18 protein-coding genes are annotated in these 19,585 nt (G+C 68.9%); 1 reads left to right on the forward strand and 17 read right to left on the reverse strand.

Annotation, left to right across the window (positions count from 1 at the left end):
- Window positions 1–578 precede the first annotated feature (578 nt).
- From ACFPUZ_RS00005 to aspS, 17 genes are all read right to left on the reverse strand, one after another.
- Window positions 579–1,430: a PPK2 family polyphosphate kinase gene (locus ACFPUZ_RS00005; protein WP_376998602.1), complete on the reverse strand. Its 852-nt coding sequence runs from the start codon at window positions 1,428–1,430 to the stop codon at window positions 579–581.
- A gap of 19 nt (window positions 1,431–1,449) precedes the next feature.
- On the reverse strand, window positions 1,450–2,055 hold the full coding sequence (gene nusB, locus ACFPUZ_RS00010) for a transcription antitermination factor NusB (protein ID WP_376998604.1): 606 nt from the start codon (window positions 2,053–2,055) through the stop codon (window positions 1,450–1,452).
- A gap of 8 nt (window positions 2,056–2,063) precedes the next feature.
- Window positions 2,064–2,627, reverse strand: a complete 564-nt coding sequence (gene efp, locus ACFPUZ_RS00015) for an elongation factor P (protein WP_376998606.1) — start codon at window positions 2,625–2,627, stop codon at window positions 2,064–2,066.
- A 42-nt stretch (window positions 2,628–2,669) separates the two neighbouring features.
- A complete protein-coding gene (locus ACFPUZ_RS00020) occupies window positions 2,670–3,761 on the reverse strand; it encodes an aminopeptidase P family protein (protein ID WP_376998608.1) in 1,092 nt (363 codons plus the stop codon).
- A 43-nt stretch (window positions 3,762–3,804) separates the two neighbouring features.
- Window positions 3,805–4,227, reverse strand: coding sequence for a type II 3-dehydroquinate dehydratase (gene aroQ / locus ACFPUZ_RS00025; RefSeq protein WP_376998610.1), 423 nt, complete (start codon window positions 4,225–4,227; stop codon window positions 3,805–3,807).
- Window positions 4,228–4,231: 4 nt separating this feature from the next.
- Complete coding sequence (gene aroB / locus ACFPUZ_RS00030; protein WP_376998612.1) at window positions 4,232–5,305, reverse strand: 3-dehydroquinate synthase; 1,074 nt, start codon at window positions 5,303–5,305, stop codon at window positions 4,232–4,234.
- A 12-nt stretch (window positions 5,306–5,317) separates the two neighbouring features.
- Window positions 5,318–5,842, reverse strand: coding sequence for a shikimate kinase (locus ACFPUZ_RS00035; RefSeq protein WP_376998614.1), 525 nt, complete (start codon window positions 5,840–5,842; stop codon window positions 5,318–5,320).
- On the reverse strand, window positions 5,839–7,053 hold the full coding sequence (aroC, locus tag ACFPUZ_RS00040; protein WP_376998617.1) for a chorismate synthase: 1,215 nt from the start codon (window positions 7,051–7,053) through the stop codon (window positions 5,839–5,841). The genes ACFPUZ_RS00035 and aroC overlap by 4 nt, the downstream gene beginning before the upstream one ends.
- 185 nt (window positions 7,054–7,238) lie before the next feature.
- Window positions 7,239–7,628, reverse strand: coding sequence for a prepilin peptidase (locus tag ACFPUZ_RS00045; RefSeq protein ID WP_376998618.1), 390 nt, complete (start codon window positions 7,626–7,628; stop codon window positions 7,239–7,241).
- Window positions 7,629–7,637: 9 nt separating this feature from the next.
- Window positions 7,638–8,480, reverse strand: a complete 843-nt coding sequence (locus tag ACFPUZ_RS00050; protein ID WP_376998620.1) for a shikimate dehydrogenase — start codon at window positions 8,478–8,480, stop codon at window positions 7,638–7,640.
- A complete protein-coding gene (mltG, locus tag ACFPUZ_RS00055; RefSeq protein WP_376998622.1) occupies window positions 8,477–9,679 on the reverse strand; it encodes an endolytic transglycosylase MltG in 1,203 nt (400 codons plus the stop codon). The genes ACFPUZ_RS00050 and mltG overlap by 4 nt, the downstream gene beginning before the upstream one ends.
- Entirely contained in the window at window positions 9,676–10,182 is a 507-nt protein-coding gene (gene ruvX, locus ACFPUZ_RS00060) for a Holliday junction resolvase RuvX (protein WP_376998624.1), read from the reverse strand. Before ruvX ends, mltG begins: the two co-directional genes overlap by 4 nt.
- A 211-nt stretch (window positions 10,183–10,393) precedes the next feature.
- Window positions 10,394–13,060: an alanine--tRNA ligase gene (gene alaS / locus ACFPUZ_RS00065; RefSeq protein WP_376998626.1), complete on the reverse strand. Its 2,667-nt coding sequence runs from the start codon at window positions 13,058–13,060 to the stop codon at window positions 10,394–10,396.
- Between the two features lie 60 nt (window positions 13,061–13,120).
- The gene (locus ACFPUZ_RS00070) at window positions 13,121–13,954 is read right to left on the reverse strand and encodes a DUF4299 family protein (protein WP_376998628.1); all 834 of its coding nucleotides are present in this window, start codon (window positions 13,952–13,954) and stop codon (window positions 13,121–13,123) included.
- A 189-nt stretch (window positions 13,955–14,143) separates the two neighbouring features.
- Window positions 14,144–15,487 carry a replication-associated recombination protein A gene (locus ACFPUZ_RS00075; RefSeq protein WP_376998630.1) on the reverse strand — a complete coding sequence of 448 codons (1,344 nt, stop codon included), beginning with the start codon at window positions 15,485–15,487 and terminating at the stop codon, window positions 14,144–14,146.
- On the reverse strand, window positions 15,487–16,707 hold the full coding sequence (locus ACFPUZ_RS00080; protein ID WP_376998632.1) for a phosphotransferase family protein: 1,221 nt from the start codon (window positions 16,705–16,707) through the stop codon (window positions 15,487–15,489). The genes ACFPUZ_RS00075 and ACFPUZ_RS00080 overlap by 1 nt, the downstream gene beginning before the upstream one ends.
- A 3-nt stretch (window positions 16,708–16,710) precedes the next feature.
- A complete protein-coding gene (gene aspS, locus ACFPUZ_RS00085) occupies window positions 16,711–18,507 on the reverse strand; it encodes an aspartate--tRNA ligase (RefSeq protein ID WP_376998634.1) in 1,797 nt (598 codons plus the stop codon).
- Window positions 18,508–18,640: 133 nt separating this feature from the next.
- Between aspS and ypfJ the strand changes: the two genes are divergently transcribed.
- Entirely contained in the window at window positions 18,641–19,516 is an 876-nt protein-coding gene (ypfJ, locus tag ACFPUZ_RS00090) for a KPN_02809 family neutral zinc metallopeptidase (protein WP_376998636.1), read from the forward strand.
- Window positions 19,517–19,585 lie beyond the last annotated feature (69 nt).

Consider the following 19,585-nt stretch of genomic DNA (forward strand, 5'->3'; position numbering starts at 1 on the left):
CAGCCGCACCGGTGATGGTCAGGCCGATTTCTGCCGTGCGGCAGATGGTGTCGGCGACGAGGTTGCCACTAGGCTGCACAGCAAGGTCCTAGTTCGGTCAGATGGAAGCTTCGCAACTCTCATCTTGTACCGGCCAGGACCCCTACATGTTGTGCCACCCCGAACCCCACCCCGTGGTCAGCTACGCACTTCAAATCGTGAAGAGCCGGTATGTCTGACGTCTACTTAGCGGGAATTCCGTGGGCGCTCATGCCGGTCAGCGCCAATTCCTGGGCTATTCACTGACGATGCTGGTACACGTAAGCAAGGCCACCGGTGTCGCGGGGGACTTTGATTCCGGCTGCTCTGACAAGCTCGGAGACCCGCTGCTGTCAGATATCCAGTTCCTCTGCGGCTACCCGAGCCGGCAGCACACGTAATGCGTTGGCAGCCGCGTGTTCTCTCCATCGAGCCCGTGTCTGTTGGTCAGCACGCTTGTATCGTGTGGATGCCATGTCCACTACTATCAGGGAATGCTGCATCCACCACCTGAACCTGCCCGTTCGGAAGGGGGCTTCGCGGCCTTCCTTTCCGCCCAACTACGACTTCTTCGCCCGCTCCAGCTCCAGCTCGACGTTGAAGTTGGCGGGCGGCCAGCTCATGTTGAGCGAGCGCAGTGCGTCGAGCACGAGGTACTTCACCGCCATGCGGGCGTACTTCTTGCGGTCACCGGGGATGCAGTACCACGGGGCGAAGTCGGTGGAGGTGCGCTTCATAGCGATCTCGTAGGCCTCCTGGTACTCGTCCCACAGTTCCCGCTCGTCGAGGTCGCCGGGGTTGTACTTCCAGTGCTTGTCCGGGTCCTCGAGGCGCTCGATGAGGTTCTGCTTCTGGAAGTCCTGGGAGATGTGGAGCATCACCTTGATGATGCGCACGTTGCGGCTGGCCATCTCGCGCTCGAACTCGACGATGGCGTCGTAACGCCGCTCGATCTCCTCCGGCGGGGCCATGTGGCGCACGCGCTGGATGAGCACGTCCTCGTAATGGGAGCGGTCGAACACCGCGATCTGGCCGACGGCGGGCTCATGCGGCCGCACCCGCCAGAGGAAGTCGTGGGAACGCTCCTCGGCGGTCGGCGCCCCGAAGGCCTTGATCTTCAGGGCCTGCGGATCGAAGGCGTTGAAGACGTGGCGGATGACGCCACCCTTGCCGGCGGTGTCCATGCCCTGGAGCACCAGCAGCACGGCGCCGGTGCCGGGCACCTTCGAGCGGCCGTTGGCGTAGAGCTTCTCCTGGAGCTCATCGAGTTCCGCGTCGTGCTCGTGGAACTCGCGCTCCCAGGCCTCCTTGTCCCACTCGAACCCGGGGGTCGAGGTGGGGTCGACGTCAGCCAGCGAGAAATCGGGGCCGACGCGGTGGGACCGGGCTTCTTCCATCGTGAACTTGTCCATGCCCACGATGGTAGTGAAACTACACGCCCGGAGAATCCGGCGAGCGCGTCGGGCCCGGGCCCGGATCCGCGGCGGAGGCGGGACGCGGCTCCGCGTCGACACCCGGTTCCTCCGGGGTGAACTGCGGGTCAGCCTCGGCGTCGGACACCGGCTCGACGAAGGGGTTGAGCTCGGATTGCGCCTGGACGACATCGTCGAGCACCGCATGAATGTACGGCGCGGCGACGTCGGAACCGTACTGGCTGGCCAGCTCCACGCCCTCGACGACGGAGGTCGCGCCGTCGACCTCGGGGTTGAAGAGGATCTCCCACACGCCGACGCGCAGGATGGCGCGGTCGACGGCGGGCAGGCGGTTCAGCTCCCAGTCCTCGGCGAGGTAACGCTCGATGGTCTCGTCGACCGTGTCGAGCTGCTCGGCGGCACCGGCGACGATGTCCCGGGTGTAGCTGGCGACGGGGGCGACCCCTTCTTCGTCGAGACGCGCCAGTTCGACGCGGTCCTCCACGATGGCGACGGGGTCGATGTCGCGGGCCTCGGCCTCAAAGAGGATATCGACGGCGCGGCGACGCGCGCGGTAACGGGCGCCGTGGCGACGCCCGTCCCGCTCCTTCTCAGTCTCAGTCAACGCCGACCCTAGTTGTTGACGCGGGAGAGGTACTCGCCGGTGCGGGTGTCCACCTTGACGACGTTGCCGGTCTCCAGGAACAGCGGCACCTGGATCTCCGCGCCCGACTCGAGGGTGGCCGGCTTGGTGCCGCCGGTGGAGCGGTCGCCCTGCAGGCCCGGCTCGGTGTGGGTGATCTCCAGGTCGACGGAGATGGGCAGCTCGGCGAAGAGCGCCTCACCCTCGTGGAAGGAGACCTGGACGCGCATGTTCTCCAGCAGGAACTGGGCGGCGTCGCCGAACTTGTCGGCGTCGAGCTCGACCTGCTCGTAGTTCTTGTCGTCCATGACCACGTAGGAGGTGCCGTCGTTGTACAGGTAGGTCATGTCGCGGCGGTCGACCGTGGCGGTCTCGACCTTGACACCGGCGTTCCACGTCTTGTCGACGTTCTTGCCGGTGACGACGTCCTTGAGCTTCGTCCGCACGAAGGCGGGGCCCTTGCCCGGCTTCACGTGCTGGAACTCCACGATCTGCTGGAGCTTGCCATCGACCTTGAGCACAAGGCCGTTCTTGAAATCGGCGGTGGATGCCACGAAGTGTCTCCCTATACAGTCAGCTGTTTTGACGTGATCAGCCTACACCACCCGCAGTTCCTTCCTCGCCGGGGTGATGATGCGGGCCGGACCCTGGGTGATGAGCACCGTGTCCTCGATGCGCACCCCACCCCGGCCCGGAACGTAGATGCCGGGCTCGATGGTCAGCGTCATGTGCTCCGCCAGGGTGCCCTCCCCGTGCTGCGAGGCCCACGGTCCCTCATGGACCTCCAGGCCGATGCCGTGCCCGGTGGAGTGGACGAAGTAGTCGCCGTAGCCGGCCTCCTCGATGACGGACCGGGCGGCGGCGTCGACGTCGACAAGCCGCGTGCCGGGGGTCGCGGCCTCGATGCCGGCGAGCTGGGCGCGCAGGACGATGTCGTAGACCTCGCGGGAGAAATCATCGGCCTCCCCCATGACCACGGTGCGGGTCATGTCGGAGTTGAAGCCCCGGGAGTGCGCCCCGAAGTCGAGGATGACCAGGTCACCGCGGCGCAGGATGCGGTCGCCCGCCGTGTGGTGCGGCTTGGCGGAGTGCGGCCCCGAGGCGACGATGGTGTCGAAGGAGGGGCGCTCCGCCCCCAGGCGGCGCATGCGGTGCTCGAGGTCGGCGGCGATGTCCCTCTCGGAGCGACCCACCGCCAGCTCCCCGGCGGCGATGAGCTCGTCGAAGGCCTGGGAGGCCAGCTCCGCCACCTCGATGAGGCGCAACCGCTCGGTGTTGTCCTTGGTCAGGCGGATCTCCTCGATGAGCCCGGTGACCGGCACGAGCGTGACGTCCTCCTGGCACACCGCCTGCAGTTTCTCCAGGTCGGCGACGGAGACGTAGGCCGCCTCGAAACCCACCCGCCGCGGCCCCTCGATGCGCTTGAGCAGGGCCTGCGGGGAGGGGCGCTCGATGATCGCCTCGATGTCCGGCACCTCCTCCCCGATCTGGGTGGTGTAGCGCCCGTCGGTGGAGATCTCCGCGGTGAGGTCCTTGGCCAGCACCAACGCACCCTGCGAACCGGAGAAGCCGGAGAGATAGCGCACGTGGTTGAGGTTGGTCACCAGCATTTCGTCGATACGCATCCCGGCGAGTCGTGCCGAGAGTGCGCGCCGTCGGGTGAGGAATCGGGTGTCCGCGTATGCCATGTGGCCCTCCTGCGTGAGCGTCGTGAGAAGTTTCCCCACCACACTAGCTGCTGACGAGGGCCTCCATGGCCAGCACGTAGCCCTGCGTGCCCAGCCCGGCGATGACCCCGCGGGCAATCGGCGACAGGTAGGAGTGCGCGCGGAAAGGCTCGCGGGCGTGCACGTTGGAGATGTGCACCTCGATGAACTCGCTCACCTCCACGAGGGCGTCGCGCAGCGCGACGGAGGTGTGCGTGAAACCGCCCGGGTTGATGATCACCGGCCAGCCCGCATCCGCCGCCTCGTGGACCCAGTCGATGAGCTCACCCTCGTGGTTGGACTGCCGGCACTCCACCGCGACGCCGAGCTCCGCGGCCCGTTGGGCCAGCTCCTTCTCGACGTCCGCCAGCGTCGTCGCACCGTAGACCTCCGGCTGCCGCTTGCCCAGGCGGTTGAGGTTGGGACCGTTGAGGACGAGGATCTTCACGCGCCTATCCCTCCGCAATCGCGGCGTAGGCGGCCTCAAGCTCGGGCACGCCCGGCCCCTCGAGACGGGTGGTCTCCCCGACGCCGGTGAGCGCGACGAAACGGATGTGGCCGTCGCGGTTCTTCTTGTCCCGGGTCATCGCGGCGTAGAGCTCCTCGAAGTGCCCCGCGGGGTAGCTCGTCGGCAGCCCGATGGAGCGCAGGATGTGGCCGTGGCGGGTGAGGAGCTCGGCGTCGATAAGCCCGCGGGCGGCGGAGAGATGGGCGATGAACATCATGCCGACGGCGACGGCGTGGCCGTGGCGCCAGCGGTAGTTCTCGCGCAGCTCGACGGCGTGGCCGAAGGTGTGGCCGTAGTTGAGGATCTCGCGCAGGCCGGACTCCTTGAGGTCCTCGCCGACGACGCGCGCCTTGACGGCCACGGAACGGGCGATGAGCTCGGGCAGGTGGCCGTCGGCGCGCAGGCAGGCCACGGGGTCGGACTCGTAACGCTCGAGGATGACGGGATCGGCGATGAAACCGGTCTTGATGATCTCCGCCGAACCCGCGATGAGCTCCTCCATGGGTAGGGTGGCCAGGCGGTCGAGGTCGATGAACACAGCCGCCGGCTCGTGGAAGGCGCCGACGAGATTCTTGCCCGCCGCGGTGTTGATGCCCGTCTTGCCGCCCACGGCCGCATCGACCATGGCCAACAGCGTCGTGGGCACCTGGATGACCTTGATGCCGCGCATCCACGCCGCGGCGACATAACCCGCCAGGTCCGTGACCGCCCCGCCGCCCAGACCGATGACGACGTCGCGGCGCCCGAAGGTCTCCTCCCCCAGGCGGTCCCACAGCTGCCCGGCGACATCGAGGGTCTTGCCGTCCTCGGCGTCGGGGACCTCGACGAGCACGGCCTCCAGGCCGCGCTCCACCAGGGCCCGGCCCAGCTGCTCGGCGGGCGCCACCAGCGTCGGCTGATGGATGACCATGACCTTGGCGGCCCCGGTGGCGGCCGCGGCGTCCGCGACGGCGGCGTCGAGGTCGTGGTCGATGGTGACCTCGTAGGGCGCGGGTCCGTTGACTGCGATGATCGTCATCTGGTGATCCTTCTAGAGGGAGTCGAGGAAGCCGAGGATGTCGGCGACGGACTGCTGCGGGGTGCGGCCGTCGGTGCGCACCCGGAAGTCCGCGACCTCATGGTAGAACGGCGCGCGGGTCTCCAGCAGGGTGCGGTAGTGCGCCGCCGGATCCTCCGCCGCCAGAACGGGGCGGGTGGCCTCGTGCGCGGTGCGGCGCACCCCCTCCTCGGGGGAGACGTCGATCCACACGACGCAGTGGTGGTTGAGCAGCTCGCGGGTGGTGTCGGTGATCACCGCTCCCCCGCCGAGGCTGACCACCCCGCCGGTACCGAGGGCGTCCGCCACGTGGCGGGCCTCCAGCACCCGGAAGGCGGGCTCGCCGAGCGCACTGAAGACATCGCCGCAGGACTGCCCGGTCTCATCCTCGATGAGCTGGTCCGAATCGACCAGCGGGAGGGCCAGGGCGCGCGCCAGGCGGCGGCCGATGGTGGACTTTCCGGCTCCCGGCGGGCCGACCAGCACAACCTTGGGGCTGGTGTGGCACACGTCGGTCACAGGTCCTCCCCGAAGGAGAGTCGCCCGTTGACGTACTCCAGGTAGGACTCGATGTTGCGGCGGGTCTCGCCCACCGAATCGCCGCCGAACTTCTCCAGCACGGCGCGCGCCAGCACGAGGGCGACCATGGCCTCGGCGACCACGCCGGCGGCGGGGACGGCGCAGACATCGGAACGTTGGTGGATACCGGTCGCGGCGGAACCGTCCGCCATGTCGACGGTCTGCAGGGCGCGCGGGACGGTGGAGATCGGCTTCATGGCGGCACGCACCCGCAGGGTCTCCCCGTTGGTCATGCCCCCCTCGAGCCCACCGGCGCGGTTGCTCAGGCGCTCGATGCCCTCGGCGGTGCGGACCATTTCATCGTGGGCCTCGCTGCCGCGGCGGCGGGCCTCCTCGAAGCCGTCCCCGACCTCGACGCCCTTGATCGCCTGGATGCCCATGAGGGCGGCGGCGAGCTGCGCGTCGAGGCGGTCCTCACCCGAGATATGGGAGCCCAGGCCGATGGGCAGGCCCTCGACGACGACCTCGACGATGCCGCCGAGCGTGTCGCCGGCCTTCTTCGCGGCGTCGATCTCCGCGATCATCGACTGCTCCGCAGCCTCGTCGAAGGCGCGCACCGGGGAGGCGTCGACGGCGTCGAGGTCCGCGTAGGTCGGGGTCGGGCCGGTGTAGGACTCCGAACGTCCGATGCAGATGACGTGGCTGAGGACCTCGACCCCGAGGGTCTCGCGCAGGAAGTTGCGCGCCACGGTGGCGGCGGCGACACGGGCCGCGGTCTCGCGGGCGGAGGAACGCTCGAGGATGGGGCGGGCCTCCTCGTGGTCGTACTTGATCATGCCGGCGAAATCGGCGTGACCGGGGCGCGGGCGGGTGAGCTTGGATCCCCGACCGGAGGTCATGGCGGCGGCGATCTCCGGATCCTCCATGTCGACCGGGTCGGCGGACATGATGGTCGTCCACTTCGGCCACTCGGAGTTGCCGATCATGATGGCGATCGGGCTGCCCAGGGTCTTGCCGTGGCGGATGCCGGTGAGCAGGGTGAGCTCATCGGCCTCGAACTTCATGCGCGCACCGCGGCCGTAGCCGAGGCGGCGGCGCGCCAGCTGCGCAGAGATCTCCTCCCGGGTCACCGAAACCCCGGCGGGCATGTGTTCAACCAGCGCAACCAGCGCCTGACCGTGGGATTCCCCCGCTGTAGTCCATCGAAGCATGCGGACAGTATCTCATGAGGACGCATGCACTCCGCTCATGACTCCCGGATGGGGGGCCGCGGGGTGCGTCACCTGCGGCGATCAAAGGACGGGAAGGGCCGGTAGTAACGGTTCGTGTGAGCCCGTATCGGGCAGCGCCGGTCCTGGGACTTCTCCGCGGCGCGCACGCCCGACACGAACGGTTACTACAGGGCCACCACCGCGATGAGCGTCCCCGCCACCATCGAGGGCCCGTGCGGTACGGCGCGTCGCTGCCCCCACGCGCGCACGGCCGTCACCAGCGCCGCCAGGAACACTGCGGCCACGACCGCGCCCACCCCGCCGGCGGCGGCCGCCACGATCCCCAGCGGCACCGCCAGCTTCACGTCCCCTCCCCCGATGCCGCGCCCGCACAAGAGAAACAGTGCCCAGGCCACCCCGCCCAACAGCACCGCGGGCGCCGACCACAACGCCCCGGCCACTGCTCCCACCAGCGCGGGCACGGTGAGGTGATCCGGGATACGGCGGTGGCGTTCGTCGCACACGACGACGGCCACGCACCACGCGGCCACCACGATGAGGGCTCCCCCGAGCATGCCCGCAGCCTAGTGCAGCGAGGCCTCCAGCGCCCGCCGCATGGCCGCCCGCGGGGCGGGGCGTCCGGTGAACTGCTCGAACTGGCCGTAGGCCTGGTGCGCCAGCATGATGTGCCCGCCGACGGTGAGGTAGCCGTTCGCCGCGGCCGCCACGGTGAGCGGGGTGGGCCAGGGCTCGTAGATGACGTCGAGGATCGGCGCGTGCGCCAGCTCCTGCTCCCGGCCCTCCACGGCTGCGGAGGGCACGGTCGACACGATGACCTCGGCGTCCCGGGCGGCCGCCCGCAGGTCGGAGTCGAAACCGGCGAAGCGGAAGGACGTGCCGAAGGGCTCGAGCAGGGGCGCCAGCTCTGCGCTGCGGTCGGAGCGGTTGATTACGGTGATGTCGGTGACCCCGGCATTGGCCAGCGCCCACAGTGCGGGACGCGCCGTGCCGCCGCCTCCGATGACCAGCGCCCGGCGGGTCTCACCCAGGCGCTCCCCCAGCAGCTCGCCGAGAGCCCCGGTGATGCCGTCGCAGTCGGTGTTGTCGGCGCGCCAGCCGCCCTCGATGCGCACGAGGGTGTTGGCCGAGCCGATCTGGCGGGCGCGCTCGGTGACCTCGGTGGCGAACTCCAGGGCCGCGAACTTGGCGGGCATGGTCACCGAGAAACCACGGTAGGACTCGTCCGCCCCGCCGACGATGCCGGGCAGATCCTCCGCCGTGCACTCGAGGCGGGTGTAGTCCCAGTCGGCCATGCCGAGGTCCTCGTAGCCGGCGTTGTGCAGGATCGGCGAGCGGGAGTGCTCGATGGGCGAACCGAGCACCGCCGCGCGGTGGCGGATGTCGCTGACCTCCAGCGGGTAGGTCATCGGTTGGTGTCCAGGACGCCGGATTCGAGGGCCTGCTGTACGTCGGCGAGGTGCTCCTCGAAGGTGTCGTTGAACACGGTCGTGCCGTCCCGGTCGACAGTGACGAAGAAGAGCCAGTTGCCCTCGGCCGGGTTCTCCATCGCCGTGATCGCCTCCATGGAGGCCGCCGCGATGGGGGTCTCCGGCAGGCCGTCCTTGGCGTAGGTGTTCCACGGAGTGACGGCGGCGCGGTCCTCGTCGGTGGTGGCGACCTCGACGTCCTCCAGCCCGTAGTTGACGGTGGAGTCGAACTCGAGGCGCATCGGCTCCTCGAGGCGGTTGAGGATGACCCGGGCGACCTTGTCGAAGTCCCCGGCCGGCGCCTCGCGCTCGACCAGCGAGGCGGCGGTGAGCAGCTCGTAGGGGCTCAGGTCGAGGGCGCGGGCGCGGTCGACGATGCCGGTGTCGTTGAACTGCTGCGCGGAGCGGGTGAGCAGGTCGGTGAGGATCTCCTGCGCGTCCATCTCGGGGTTGACCACGTACTGGCCGGGGACGATGAGCCCCTCGAGGCGCTTCGGGTCCTCGCCGCGGGCGGCGACGGCCTCGCGGGCCCACTCGGGCACGCCGAGCGTCGCCAGGTCGGCGGTCGCCCCCACGCGCTGCAGGTCAGCTGCGGCGACGCAGTTGGTGGAGCCCTCGGTGCAGGTCACGTTGGAGATCTGCGTGTAGATGCCGGGGCGGGAGTGTCCGCCGACGACGTTGACGTCGAGAAGCGTGGCCCCGCCGTGGATGTCGAGGAGCTCGACGCGGTTGGCCGGGTCGATGAGGGCCTGCACCGCCGCGGCCGCGGACATCTCACCCTGCAGGCGGTAGAAGCCCGGCTGAATGTTCGCGGCGTCGGGGTTGTTGGCGGCCGCGGTCTGGAAGGCGCCGTCCGTCTTGACGATTCCCTTCTCCTCCAGCTCCGGCCCCAGCTGCGACACGGAGGAACCCTCGGGGATCTCCACCAGCTGGTGCACTCCATTGCCGCTGCCCTGGAAATCACGGTCTGCCACGGTGTCGCCGCCTCCGCCGGAAATCTGGACGCCGATGTAGATGACGGCGCCGATGAGCAGGATCAACGAGGCCACCAGGACCGCCAGGCCGCGTTGCCGCCGCTTGACGAACTTCTGATCCATTCGACGGCCCCCGGGGCCGCGCTGCGGGGAGGATGTGGTCATGGGTGCTCCTGTGTGTAGGCGGCCCGTGCGTCGAGCCAGGACTGGAGGATCTCCACTGCGGCGGCCTGATCGATGATCCGACGGCCGGCCTTCTCGCTCACGCCGGAGGCGCGGAGCGCGGCGGTGGCGGCGACCGTGGTCAGCCGCTCATCGGCCATCCGCACGGGAATGGTGCGGCCCGCGTTGCTCAGCCGCCGGTGGAGGCGGAAGGCGATCTCCTTGGCGTGCTTCACGCTCGTCGAGCCGTGCCCCTGCAGGGTGCGCGGCAGTCCGACGACGATTTCGACGGCGTCGTACTCGTCGATGATCTCCAGCAGCCGGTCGATGTCGTCTTTGTCGCGGTCCTTGAAACCGGTCTCGCGGGCGACGGTCTCCACCGGGGTCGCCAGCGTGGCGTTCCGGTCGGACACGGCGACGCCGATACGGACGGTGCCGACGTCGAGTCCGATGCGGCGTCCCTGTCCGGGATCGTCCGCACCGGGGGTGTCCGGGGTGACCTTCATGGGCTGCTGTGGACCTTTCTCAGGAAGATGTCAGTGGTGCGCCTTAAAGGTATCCGCGATCACAACGTTGTCACAGCACCGACCCCGGCGTGTCTTCACTACCCTGAGAACCTCGCTTATCGACGCCCCATCGTCCCCGACGACAATGCTCGTTTCTGGCGAATTGAATCCTTCAATTCGCCAGAAACGAGCATTTCACTTCGGCACTCCTCTAGAGTCCGGCGAGCTCCTCGCGCACGGCGTGGAATCCGGCGTCGAGGCCCGCGGCGTTGGCACCGGAACCCTGGGCCATGTCCGGCTTGCCGCCGCCGCGCCCGTCGACGTAGCCGGACAGCAGCTTGACCAGGTCGCCGGACTTGGCGCCCAGCTCGATGGCCTCCTGGGTGGCGCCGACGATGAAGGGCAGCTTGTCGCCGTCCGCGGAGGCGAGGACCACGACACCCGGGCGCCCGGCCAGGCGGCCGCGCAGGTCGGTGGCGATGGTGCGCAGGTCTCCGCCGCTGACGCCGTCGGGCAGGCGGTGGGTGAGGACGGTGAACTTGCTGGCCTCCGCCGCCTGCTCGAGCAGCTCCCCGGTCCGGGAGGCCAGCTGCTGGCGGCGCAGCTGGGCGATCTCCTTCTCGGCGGCCTTGAGCTTCTCGGTGAGGGAGGCGATGCGCTCGGGCAGCTCCTCGCTCGGGGCCTTCAGCGAGGCGGCCAGCCCGGAGGCGAGGGCGGCCTCCTTCGACAGGTGGCGGAAGGAGTCGAGGCCGGAGTAGGCCTCGATGCGGCGGGCGCCGGAGCCGACGGAGGACTCGCCGAGCACGGCGACGGGGCCGATCTGCGAGGTGTGCTCGGTGTGGGTACCACCGCACAGCTCAACGGAGAAGGGGCCGCCGATCTCGACGACGCGGACGTCGGTGCCGTAGTTCTCGCCGAACAGGGCCATGGCGCCCATCTTCTTGGCCTCGTCGAGGGTGGTCTCGATGGTGTTGACGGCGAAGTCGGCGTCGACGGCCTGGTTGGTGATGGTGGAGATCTCCGCCAGCTGCTCGGGCGTGAGCTGCTCGGTGTAGTTGAAGTCGAAGCGCAGGTAGCCGGGGCGGTTGAGGGAACCGGCCTGGACGGCGGTGGGGCCGAGCACCTCGCGCAGCGCGGCGTGGATGAGGTGGGTGCCGGTGTGGGCCTGGCGGGCGCCGTGGCGCCAGGCCTCGTCGACCTCGGCGCGCACGGACTGGCCGAGGTCGATGCCGCCGGCGGTGACCTTCGCCTTGTGGATCCACAGTCGCTTGCCGATCTTCTGCACGTCCGTCACCTCGAGGATCGTGCCCTCGGCGACGAGGCGGCCGCGGTCGGCGGTCTGGCCGCCGGACTCGGCGTAGAGCGGCGAGACGTCGAGAATGACCTCGACGTCGTCGCCCTCGGTGGCGTGGGTGACGGACTGACCGTCGATGACAAGGCCGAGGACCTTGGCGTCGGCGGTGAGCTCGGAGAATCCGACGAACTCGGTGGGGTTGTTGTCGACCCACTCGCGGTAGACGGAGACGTCGGCGTGGCCGTGCTTCTTGGCCAGGTTGTCGGCCTTGGCGCGGGCCCGCTGCTCGCTCATGGCGGCCTCGAAACCGGCGACGTCGACCTCGAGGCCGGCCTCGGCGGCCATCTCGAGGGTGAGGTCGATGGGGAAACCGTAGGTGTCGTGGAGGGTGAAGGCGTCCTCGCCGGAGAACTGGGTGATGCCCTGCTCCTTGATGGTCGCGGCGGCCTCGTCGAAACGGTGGGTGCCGGACTCGAGGGTCTTGAGGAACGCGCGCTCCTCCGTCACGGCGGTGCGGACGATGCGCTCGCGGTTCTCGGCGATCTCCGGGTAGGAGGGGGTCATCGTGTCCATGATGACGTTCATGAAACGCTCGAGCGTCTCGCCGGTGGCGCCGAGGAGGCGGGCGGAGCGGATGATACGGCGCAGCAGGCGGCGCAGGATGTAGCCGCGGCCCTCGTTGGAGGGGGTGACGCCGTCGAGGATGAGCATCATGCCGGTGCGGGAGTGGTCGGCGATGACGCGGAAGCGGATGGCGTCGATCCCGTCGCCCGCGTACGTCGCGCCGGTGATCTCCTCGGCGGCGTCGATGACGGGGCGCAGCAGGTCGGTCTCGTAGACGTTGTCCACGCCCTGCAGGAGGCAGGCCACGCGCTCGACGCCCATGCCGGTGTCGATGTTCTTCTTCGGCAGGTCGCCGAGGATCTCGAAGGAGTCCTTGCCGGTGCCCTGGCCGCGCTCCTTCTCCATGAAGACGAGGTTCCAGATCTCCAGGTAGCGGGTGTCGTCGACGGCCGGGCCGCCCTCGGCGCCGTGCTCGGGGCCGCGGTCGAAGTAGATCTCGGAGCAGGGGCCACAGGGCCCGGGCACGCCCATGGACCAGTAGTTGTCGGCCATGCCCAGGCGCTGGATGCGCTCGGCGGGCACGCCGATGACGTTCTCCCAGATGCCGGCGGCCTCATCGTCGTCGAGGTAGACGGTCACCCACAGGCGCTCCGGGTCGAGGCCGTAGCCGCCCTCACTCACGGGGTTGGTCAGCAGCGCCCAGGCGTGCTTGATGGCACCTTCCTTGAAGTACTGGCCGAAGGAGAAGTTGCCGGCCATCTGGAAGAAGGTGTTGTGGCGGGTGGTGATGCCCACCTCCTCGATGTCGAGGGTGCGCACGCACTTCTGGATCGAGGTGGCGGTGCCGTTGGGGAACGGCGGGTTCTGCTCCCCCAGGAAGTAGGGCTTGAAGGGCACCATGCCCGCGTTGACGAAGAGCAGGTCCGGGTCCTCGAGAATCAGCGACGCGCTCGGCACGGCCTCGTGGCCGGCGTCGACGAAGTGCTGGGTGAAACGCTCCCGGATCTCATGGGTCTGCACGCGGGGTGTCCTTTCCTAGGGCAGCTTTATGACAGCGTCCTACTCTACCCCCTTGCCCCCTCAGATTCCGGAGGGCCCCTGGCTGAGCGCCTCCAACTCCGCCATACTCAGCGGGCGGATGACAATCGCGCCCGCATGCAGGACCCGGAACTTGTCCGGCTGGAGATGGGAGACCACGTGCGCCACGCTCGCGCGCCCTGCCTCCCGCTCGTCCCCGGCATAGAGAAGCACCATCCATTCCGCGACATCCGGGTAGTCGGGCGACGTCGGCTCCTCCACGGGGAACACCGTCTCCACTCCCGCGGACAGCACGATGACACCCGTGGACTCACCGGGCGTGAACTGCGCGAACATGGGCGTCGGGTCAAAGAGATCCTCATCCTGCGTGGTGGCGAACCAGCGGCTGAATTCCTCCGGATCCCCGCCCCAGCCCGCGACATCGGCCGCCGTGACCTGCACCTGGCGCACCGCCCCGGGGAGCTCCACCTTCTCGTGCTTATCTACGATCCGCCCCACCGACTCCAACCCATAGGCAATGTCTCCCCTCACATCAACGTCCGAAAAATCGGGGGCCACCGCGTTGCCGTCCTCCCGCAACACGACGCTTTGCCCCTGGTGCCGCGCCAGCGCGGAGGCCACATGGGCGGCAGTCGCCCAGTCTGACAGTGTGGAGGGGGTGAACACCCGCAGGTCATAGTGACCATCCTCCACCGTCACCTCGATCCCCCGCCCCATGTCACCCGACCATCCGAGCCGCAGGATCCGCCCCTCGAGGGGCCCCGGCTCCTCCTGCCCCGGTAGGACGGGCCTGATCGGCAGTCCGTGGAGGAGGCCGAACAGGCCCTGCGAATCAAGGACCGGGGAGATGACGGGGAGACGGAAGGAGACGCTCATAGCCGCAAAACTAGACCACAACTACTGGCTGCGCAGAGCGAGGGATCCGAGCACTGTGTCCACCCTCCACCGCCTCGATGTTGGCACGGGAGACGTTCTCATGGCCACCGTGGGAATTCGGGATGGTCACTGTTGAGCAATGACCCATCTAGTGGGCTGAGAATTCACGATAGTCGGAAACGAGGTTTCCTATTTCCCCCGCACAATCCTCCGCAGCCGTCCGATGTATTCAGCGATACGCTTTTCCGCGCCCGCCTCTTTCGGCCGGTAGTACTCGGCGTCGGCCAGCTCATCCGGCAGGTACTGCTGCGCCACCACCCCACGGGCATCATCGTGCGGATAGAGATAGCCGACGGCGTGGCCGAGCTTCTTCGCGCCCTCGTAATGACCGTCGCGCAGGTGCGGTGGCACGTGCCCGATCCTGCCCGCCCGGATGTCGGCCTGCGCGGCGTTGATCGCCTCGTACACCGCGTTGGATTTCGGGGCGGTCGCCAGGTGCACCGTCGCCTGGGCCAGGGTGAGCCGGGCCTCCGGCATGCCGATCATGGCCACCGCCTGCGCCGCCGCGACGGCAGTCTGCAAGGCGGTGGGGTCGGCCATGGCGATCTCCTCGCTTGCCGCGATGACCAGGCGACGGGCGATGAACCGCGGGTCCTCCCCCGCCTCGATCATGCGCGCCAGGTAGTGCAGCGCGGCGTCGACATCCGAGCCGCGGATCGACTTGATGAACGCGCTCACCACGTCGTAATGCTGATCGCCGTCACGGTCGTAGCGCACCACCGCCCGGTGGACGTTGTCACGGATGACCTCGATGCTTATCGACGCCCCGTCGGCCACCGCCTCCGCCGCCGCCTCCAGGTAGGTCAGGGCCCGCCGGGCGTCGCCGCCGGCCAGGAGGACGAGCTGCTCGAGGGCGTCGTCGTCGATAAGCACGCGGCCGGCGAGGCCGCGCTCGTCGAGAAGCGCACGGGTGAGGACGTCGCGGACGGCGGCGTCGTCCAGCGGCTGGAGCTGGAGGAGCAGCGAGCGGGAGAGCAGCGGCGCGACGACGGAGAAGGAGGGGTTTTCCGTGGTGGCGGCGACGAGCAGCACGGTGCGGTTCTCGACGGCCGCGAGCAGGGCGTCCTGCTGCGTCTTGGAGAAACGGTGGACCTCGTCGATGAACAGCACGGTGCGCTGGCCGTGGATGAGGTCGCGGCGGGCGCGGTCGATGACCTCCCGGACCTGCTTGACGCCCGAGTTGAGCGCCGAGAGGCCGACGAAGTTCTGCTCCGTCGCGGCGGAGATGAGCGAGGCGATGGTCGTCTTGCCCGTCCCCGGCGGACCGTAGAGGATGACCGAGGCCTCCCCCGAGCCCTCGACGAGTCGGCGCAGCGGCCGCCCGGGGCCGAGGAGGTGCTCCTGCCCGGCCACCTCGTCGAGGGTGCGCGGGCGCATCCGCGCCGCCAGGGGGGCGTGCTGGCCGGCGTGGAAGAAGTCGGACCCGTGGGAATCGTCGACGGGGCCGTCGTCGAACAGCGCGTCCTGGGCCATTAGCGCAGGCCCGGTTCCGCCACCCGATCCGCGATGCCCTGGCTGAACGCGGCGATGACCCCGTAGGAGGGGTCGACGCCCCGCGCGGCGTAGCGGGCGAGGGCCTCGAAGGTCTCGAAGATGTCGCGGCGCACGACGATCTCCTCGGGCGTGAAGGGCCCGTGGGAGGAGGGGCGCAGCAGATCCGCCACCCCGGCCATGGTGGCCGGATCGACCGGATCATCACCCGATTCATGCAGGACGGACACAGCAGCCGACATCGAACCGAAGTGCAGCAGCGCGATGGACGACAGCGCCCAGCCCAACAGGGCCGCCATGATCCGCGAATGCAGATGAGCCTCATTACGCACATTCGGCCACAAGGTGTTCACCTCATGCGACCACGCCTCGATGAAGACATCCGCCTCATCGTCGGTGATCGGGTGGCTGAACAGGAACTGCGGGAACCCGGCGATGACGCAGGCCAGGTCGAAGGACACGTCGCGGAAACCCGCCCACTCGTAGTCGAGGAAGTGGGTCTTCTCCGCCACGATGATGTTGTCCGGCGAGAGATCAAAGGGCGTGAACGCCCGGTGGTGGGCGGAGAGCAGACGGTGGCGGCCGTCGGCGGCGAACTCGCTCACCAGGTCCGGGATCTCGATCCCGGCGTTGCGCAGGAGCTCCTCGCCCAGCTGGATGGACTGGCTGAGGGAGGCCTCACGCAGCTCCTGGATCTCCCCCGACTCCGGGTGCTGGCGCAGCATCCGGGAGAAGAGGATGTTGAAGTCCTGCTCCCGCTCCGCCGTGCCGGCGTGCATCCGCCCCAGCGCCGAGCCGAGGTTGCGCAGGATGGACACCCGCCGTTCCGGGTCCTGCAGCTCGAGCAGGTCGGCGAAGGTGTCGCCGTCCCCGGAATCTGTGAGCACGATGATGCGCTGCGCCACGTCATGGGCCAGCAGCACCGGCCCGGGGCGCACCTCCTCCGAGAGGGAGGTGGTGAACTGGTAGGCCACGATCTCCCGGACCAGGGCCGCATCGTCGAGCGCGTCGCCGGTCTCCGGGACGAACTTGAGGATCACGGAACGCTGCTGCAGGAACGGCGACGACGCGACACGCGCGCGGAGCACCACGGCGCTCCCGGATCCGCCCAGTTGGGTGACCTCGGAGAGCTGCTGGCTCCCCCCGAAGCGCTTGGACAGCAGATCCTCGGCGATGTCGACGATGTCGGCGTGGTTGAGCATTACTTAGGCCTTCTGCTCCTGGGTCGGGGCCGGCTTGGCGTCGATACCCGTCTCCTTGCGCTGCTGCGCGGTGATGGGGGCCGGTGCCTCGGTGAGCGGATCGACGCCGCCGCCGGACTTGGGGAACGCGATGACGTCGCGGATGGAGTCGAAGCCACCGAGCAGGGAGACGATGCGGTCCCAGCCGAAGGCGATGCCACCGTGCGGCGGGGCGCCGAAGGCGAAGGCGTCGAGGAGGAAGCCGAACTTCTCCTGCGCCTCCTCCGGGGCGATGCCCATGACGTTGAACACGCGCTCCTGGACGTCGCGCTCGTGGATACGGATCGACCCGCCGCCGATCTCGTTGCCGTTGCAGACGATGTCGTAGGCGTAGGCGGTGGCCTCACCCGGGCTGGTGTCGAAGGTGTCCTTCCACTCCGGCTTCGGGGAGGTGAAGGCGTGGTGGACGGCGGTCCAGGCGGAAGAACCCAGGGCGACGTCGCCGGAGGCGGTGGCCTCGGCCGCAGGCTCGAAGAGCGGGGCGTCGACGACCCAGGTGAAGGCCCAGTCGCCCTCCTTGATGAGGCCCAGCTTGCGGGCGATCTCGCCGCGGGCGGCCCCGAGCAGGGCGCGGGAGGACTTGGTTTCTCCAGCGGCGAAGAAGATGGCGTCGCCCGGCTGCGCGCCGACGTGGGCGGCGATGCCGGCCCGCTCGGCGTCGGTGATGTTCTTGGCCACCGGGCCGCCGAGCTCGCCGTCCTCGCCGACGAGGATGTAGGCCAGGCCCTTGGCGCCGCGCTGCTTCGCCCACTCCTGCCAGCCGTCGAGCTGGCGGCGCGGCTGCGAGGCCCCGCCCGCCATGACGACGGCGCCGACGTAGTCGCTCTTGAACACGCGGAAGGTGGTGTCCGCGAAGAACTCGGTGCACTCCGTGATCTCGATGTCGAAGCGCAGGTCCGGCTTGTCGGAACCGAAGCGACGCATGGCCTCGGCGTAGGTGATCCGCGGCAGCGGGGTGGGCACGTCGTAGCCGATGAGCTTCCACAGCTCGACGAGGATCTCCTCCGCCAGGGCGATGACGTCATCCTGGTCGACGAAGCTCATCTCGACGTCGAGCTGCGTGAACTCCGGCTGGCGGTCCGCGCGGAAATCCTCGTCGCGGTAGCAGCGGGCGATCTGGTAGTAGCGCTCCATGCCGGCGACCATGAGCAGCTGCTTGAACAGCTGCGGGGACTGCGGCAGGGCATAGAAGGAACCCGGCTTGAGGCGGGCCGGCACGAGGAAGTCGCGCGCGCCCTCCGGGGTGGAGCGGGTGAGCGTCGGGGTCTCGATCTCCGTGAAGTCATGGTTGTCCAGCACGCGGCGGGCCGCCTGGTTCGCGCGCGAACGCAGACGCAGGGCCTCGGCCTGGCGCTCGCGGCGCAGGTCGAGGTAGCGGTACTTGAGGCGGGCCTCCTCGCCGACCTCTCCGCCCTGGGAGGAGTCGTCGATCTGGAAGGGCAGGGCCGCCGCCTTGTTGAGGACGCTCAGCTCCGTGACGTTGAGCTCGATCTCACCGGAGGCGAGGTTGGGGTTCTCGGAGCCTTCCGGGCGCGGCTCGACGATGCCGGTGACCTGGATGCAGTACTCGGAACGCAGGTCGTGGGCGCGCTCGGCGACATCCGACTCGCGGAAGACCACCTGGGCCAGGCCCGAGCGGTCGCGCAGGTCGATGAAGATGACGCCGCCATGATCGCGACGACGGGCCACCCAGCCCGTCAGGGTCACGGTCTGGCCAGCGGTTTCTTTGCGGAGATCGCCCGCGAGGTGAGTGCGCAGCACGTTCGTTCTACGTCCTTCCAGGAGTAAGCATGAGGTGGGAAGTGAGTCTTGTTCTCCGGAGGAGTCTACCCCGCCGAAAAACTCACCGTTTCACTCCCCCACCTGCATATGTGATCTATGGCATTATCAACACATGACATTCCGTAAAGACGCCAACGTCACCGGTGGTCGCCGAGCCACCACTGGCGGTAGTGGCGGACGCATCGCCGCCGGCGGCGGTATCGGCTCCCTGCTCCTCATCGGCCTCTTCCTGCTCATGGGCGGAAACCCCTCCGACATCGGCGGAATGCTCGGCGGCGGCCAGTCCTCCGGCGGCCCCGAAAGCCAGCTCGAACACTGCCAGACCGCGGAGGACGGCAACAAGTACGCCGACTGCCGCGTCGACTACACCGCCCAGTCGGTGGACCAGATGTGGGCGACCATGCTTCCCGAGCAGGCCGGCATCGACTACCAGGCCCCCGGCCGCGTGGTGTTCACCAATGTGACCAACTCCGGCTGTGGGCAGGCGACCTCGGCTACGGGCCCCTTCTACTGCCCCGCCGACCAGTCCGCCTACTTCGACGTCTCCTTCTTCGACCAGCTCGACCGCCTCGGCGGCACCAACTCCCCGCTGGCGCAGATGTACATCGTCGCCCACGAGTTCGGCCACCACATCCAGCAGCTCGAGGGCACCCTGTCCCTGTCCAACTACAACGATCCCGGCGAGGACTCCAACGCCGTGAAGATCGAGCTGCAGGCCGACTGCTACGCCGGCCTCTGGGTCTCCCACGCCGACAAGGGCGAGAACGCCATGCTCGAGCCCATCACCCGAGAGCAGGTGGCCACCGCCATCGACACCGCGCGCGCCGTCGGCGACGACAACATCCAGCAGCGCACCGGCGGCGAGGTCCGCCCCGACCTGTGGACCCACGGCTCCTCCGAGCAGCGCCAGAACGCCTTCCTCACCGGCTACAACGAGGGCACCATGGCCGCCTGCGACACCCTCGACCGCGGGGTGTACCGCTCCTAATCCGGCTGCCCTGCACCACCCCGGCCCCGACCTCGGGGCTCGGGGCTCGGGGCTCGCGCTCGTGGGCTC

This window comes from Corynebacterium nasicanis, assembly GCF_042658165.1.
Taxonomy (GTDB): Bacteria; Actinomycetota; Actinomycetes; order Mycobacteriales; family Mycobacteriaceae; genus Corynebacterium; species Corynebacterium nasicanis.

Coding starts and splice junctions, on each gene's coding strand:
- ACFPUZ_RS00005 (WP_376998602.1), bottom strand. CDS start 1,430: ATGGACAAGTTCACGATGGAAGAAGCCCGGTCCCACCGCGTCGGCCCC.
- ACFPUZ_RS00020 (WP_376998608.1), bottom strand. CDS start 3,761: ATGGCATACGCGGACACCCGATTCCTCACCCGACGGCGCGCACTCTCG.
- aroB (WP_376998612.1), bottom strand. CDS start 5,305: ATGACGATCATCGCAGTCAACGGACCCGCGCCCTACGAGGTCACCATC.
- aroC (WP_376998617.1), bottom strand. CDS start 7,053: ATGCTTCGATGGACTACAGCGGGGGAATCCCACGGTCAGGCGCTGGTT.
- ACFPUZ_RS00045 (WP_376998618.1), bottom strand. CDS start 7,628: ATGCTCGGGGGAGCCCTCATCGTGGTGGCCGCGTGGTGCGTGGCCGTC.
- ACFPUZ_RS00050 (WP_376998620.1), bottom strand. CDS start 8,480: ATGACCTACCCGCTGGAGGTCAGCGACATCCGCCACCGCGCGGCGGTG.
- mltG (WP_376998622.1), bottom strand. CDS start 9,679: ATGACCACATCCTCCCCGCAGCGCGGCCCCGGGGGCCGTCGAATGGAT.
- ruvX (WP_376998624.1), bottom strand. CDS start 10,182: ATGAAGGTCACCCCGGACACCCCCGGTGCGGACGATCCCGGACAGGGA.
- ACFPUZ_RS00070 (WP_376998628.1), bottom strand. CDS start 13,954: ATGAGCGTCTCCTTCCGTCTCCCCGTCATCTCCCCGGTCCTTGATTCG.
- ACFPUZ_RS00075 (WP_376998630.1), bottom strand. CDS start 15,487: ATGGCCCAGGACGCGCTGTTCGACGACGGCCCCGTCGACGATTCCCAC.
- ACFPUZ_RS00080 (WP_376998632.1), bottom strand. CDS start 16,707: ATGCTCAACCACGCCGACATCGTCGACATCGCCGAGGATCTGCTGTCC.
- ypfJ (WP_376998636.1), top strand. CDS start 18,641: ATGACATTCCGTAAAGACGCCAACGTCACCGGTGGTCGCCGAGCCACC.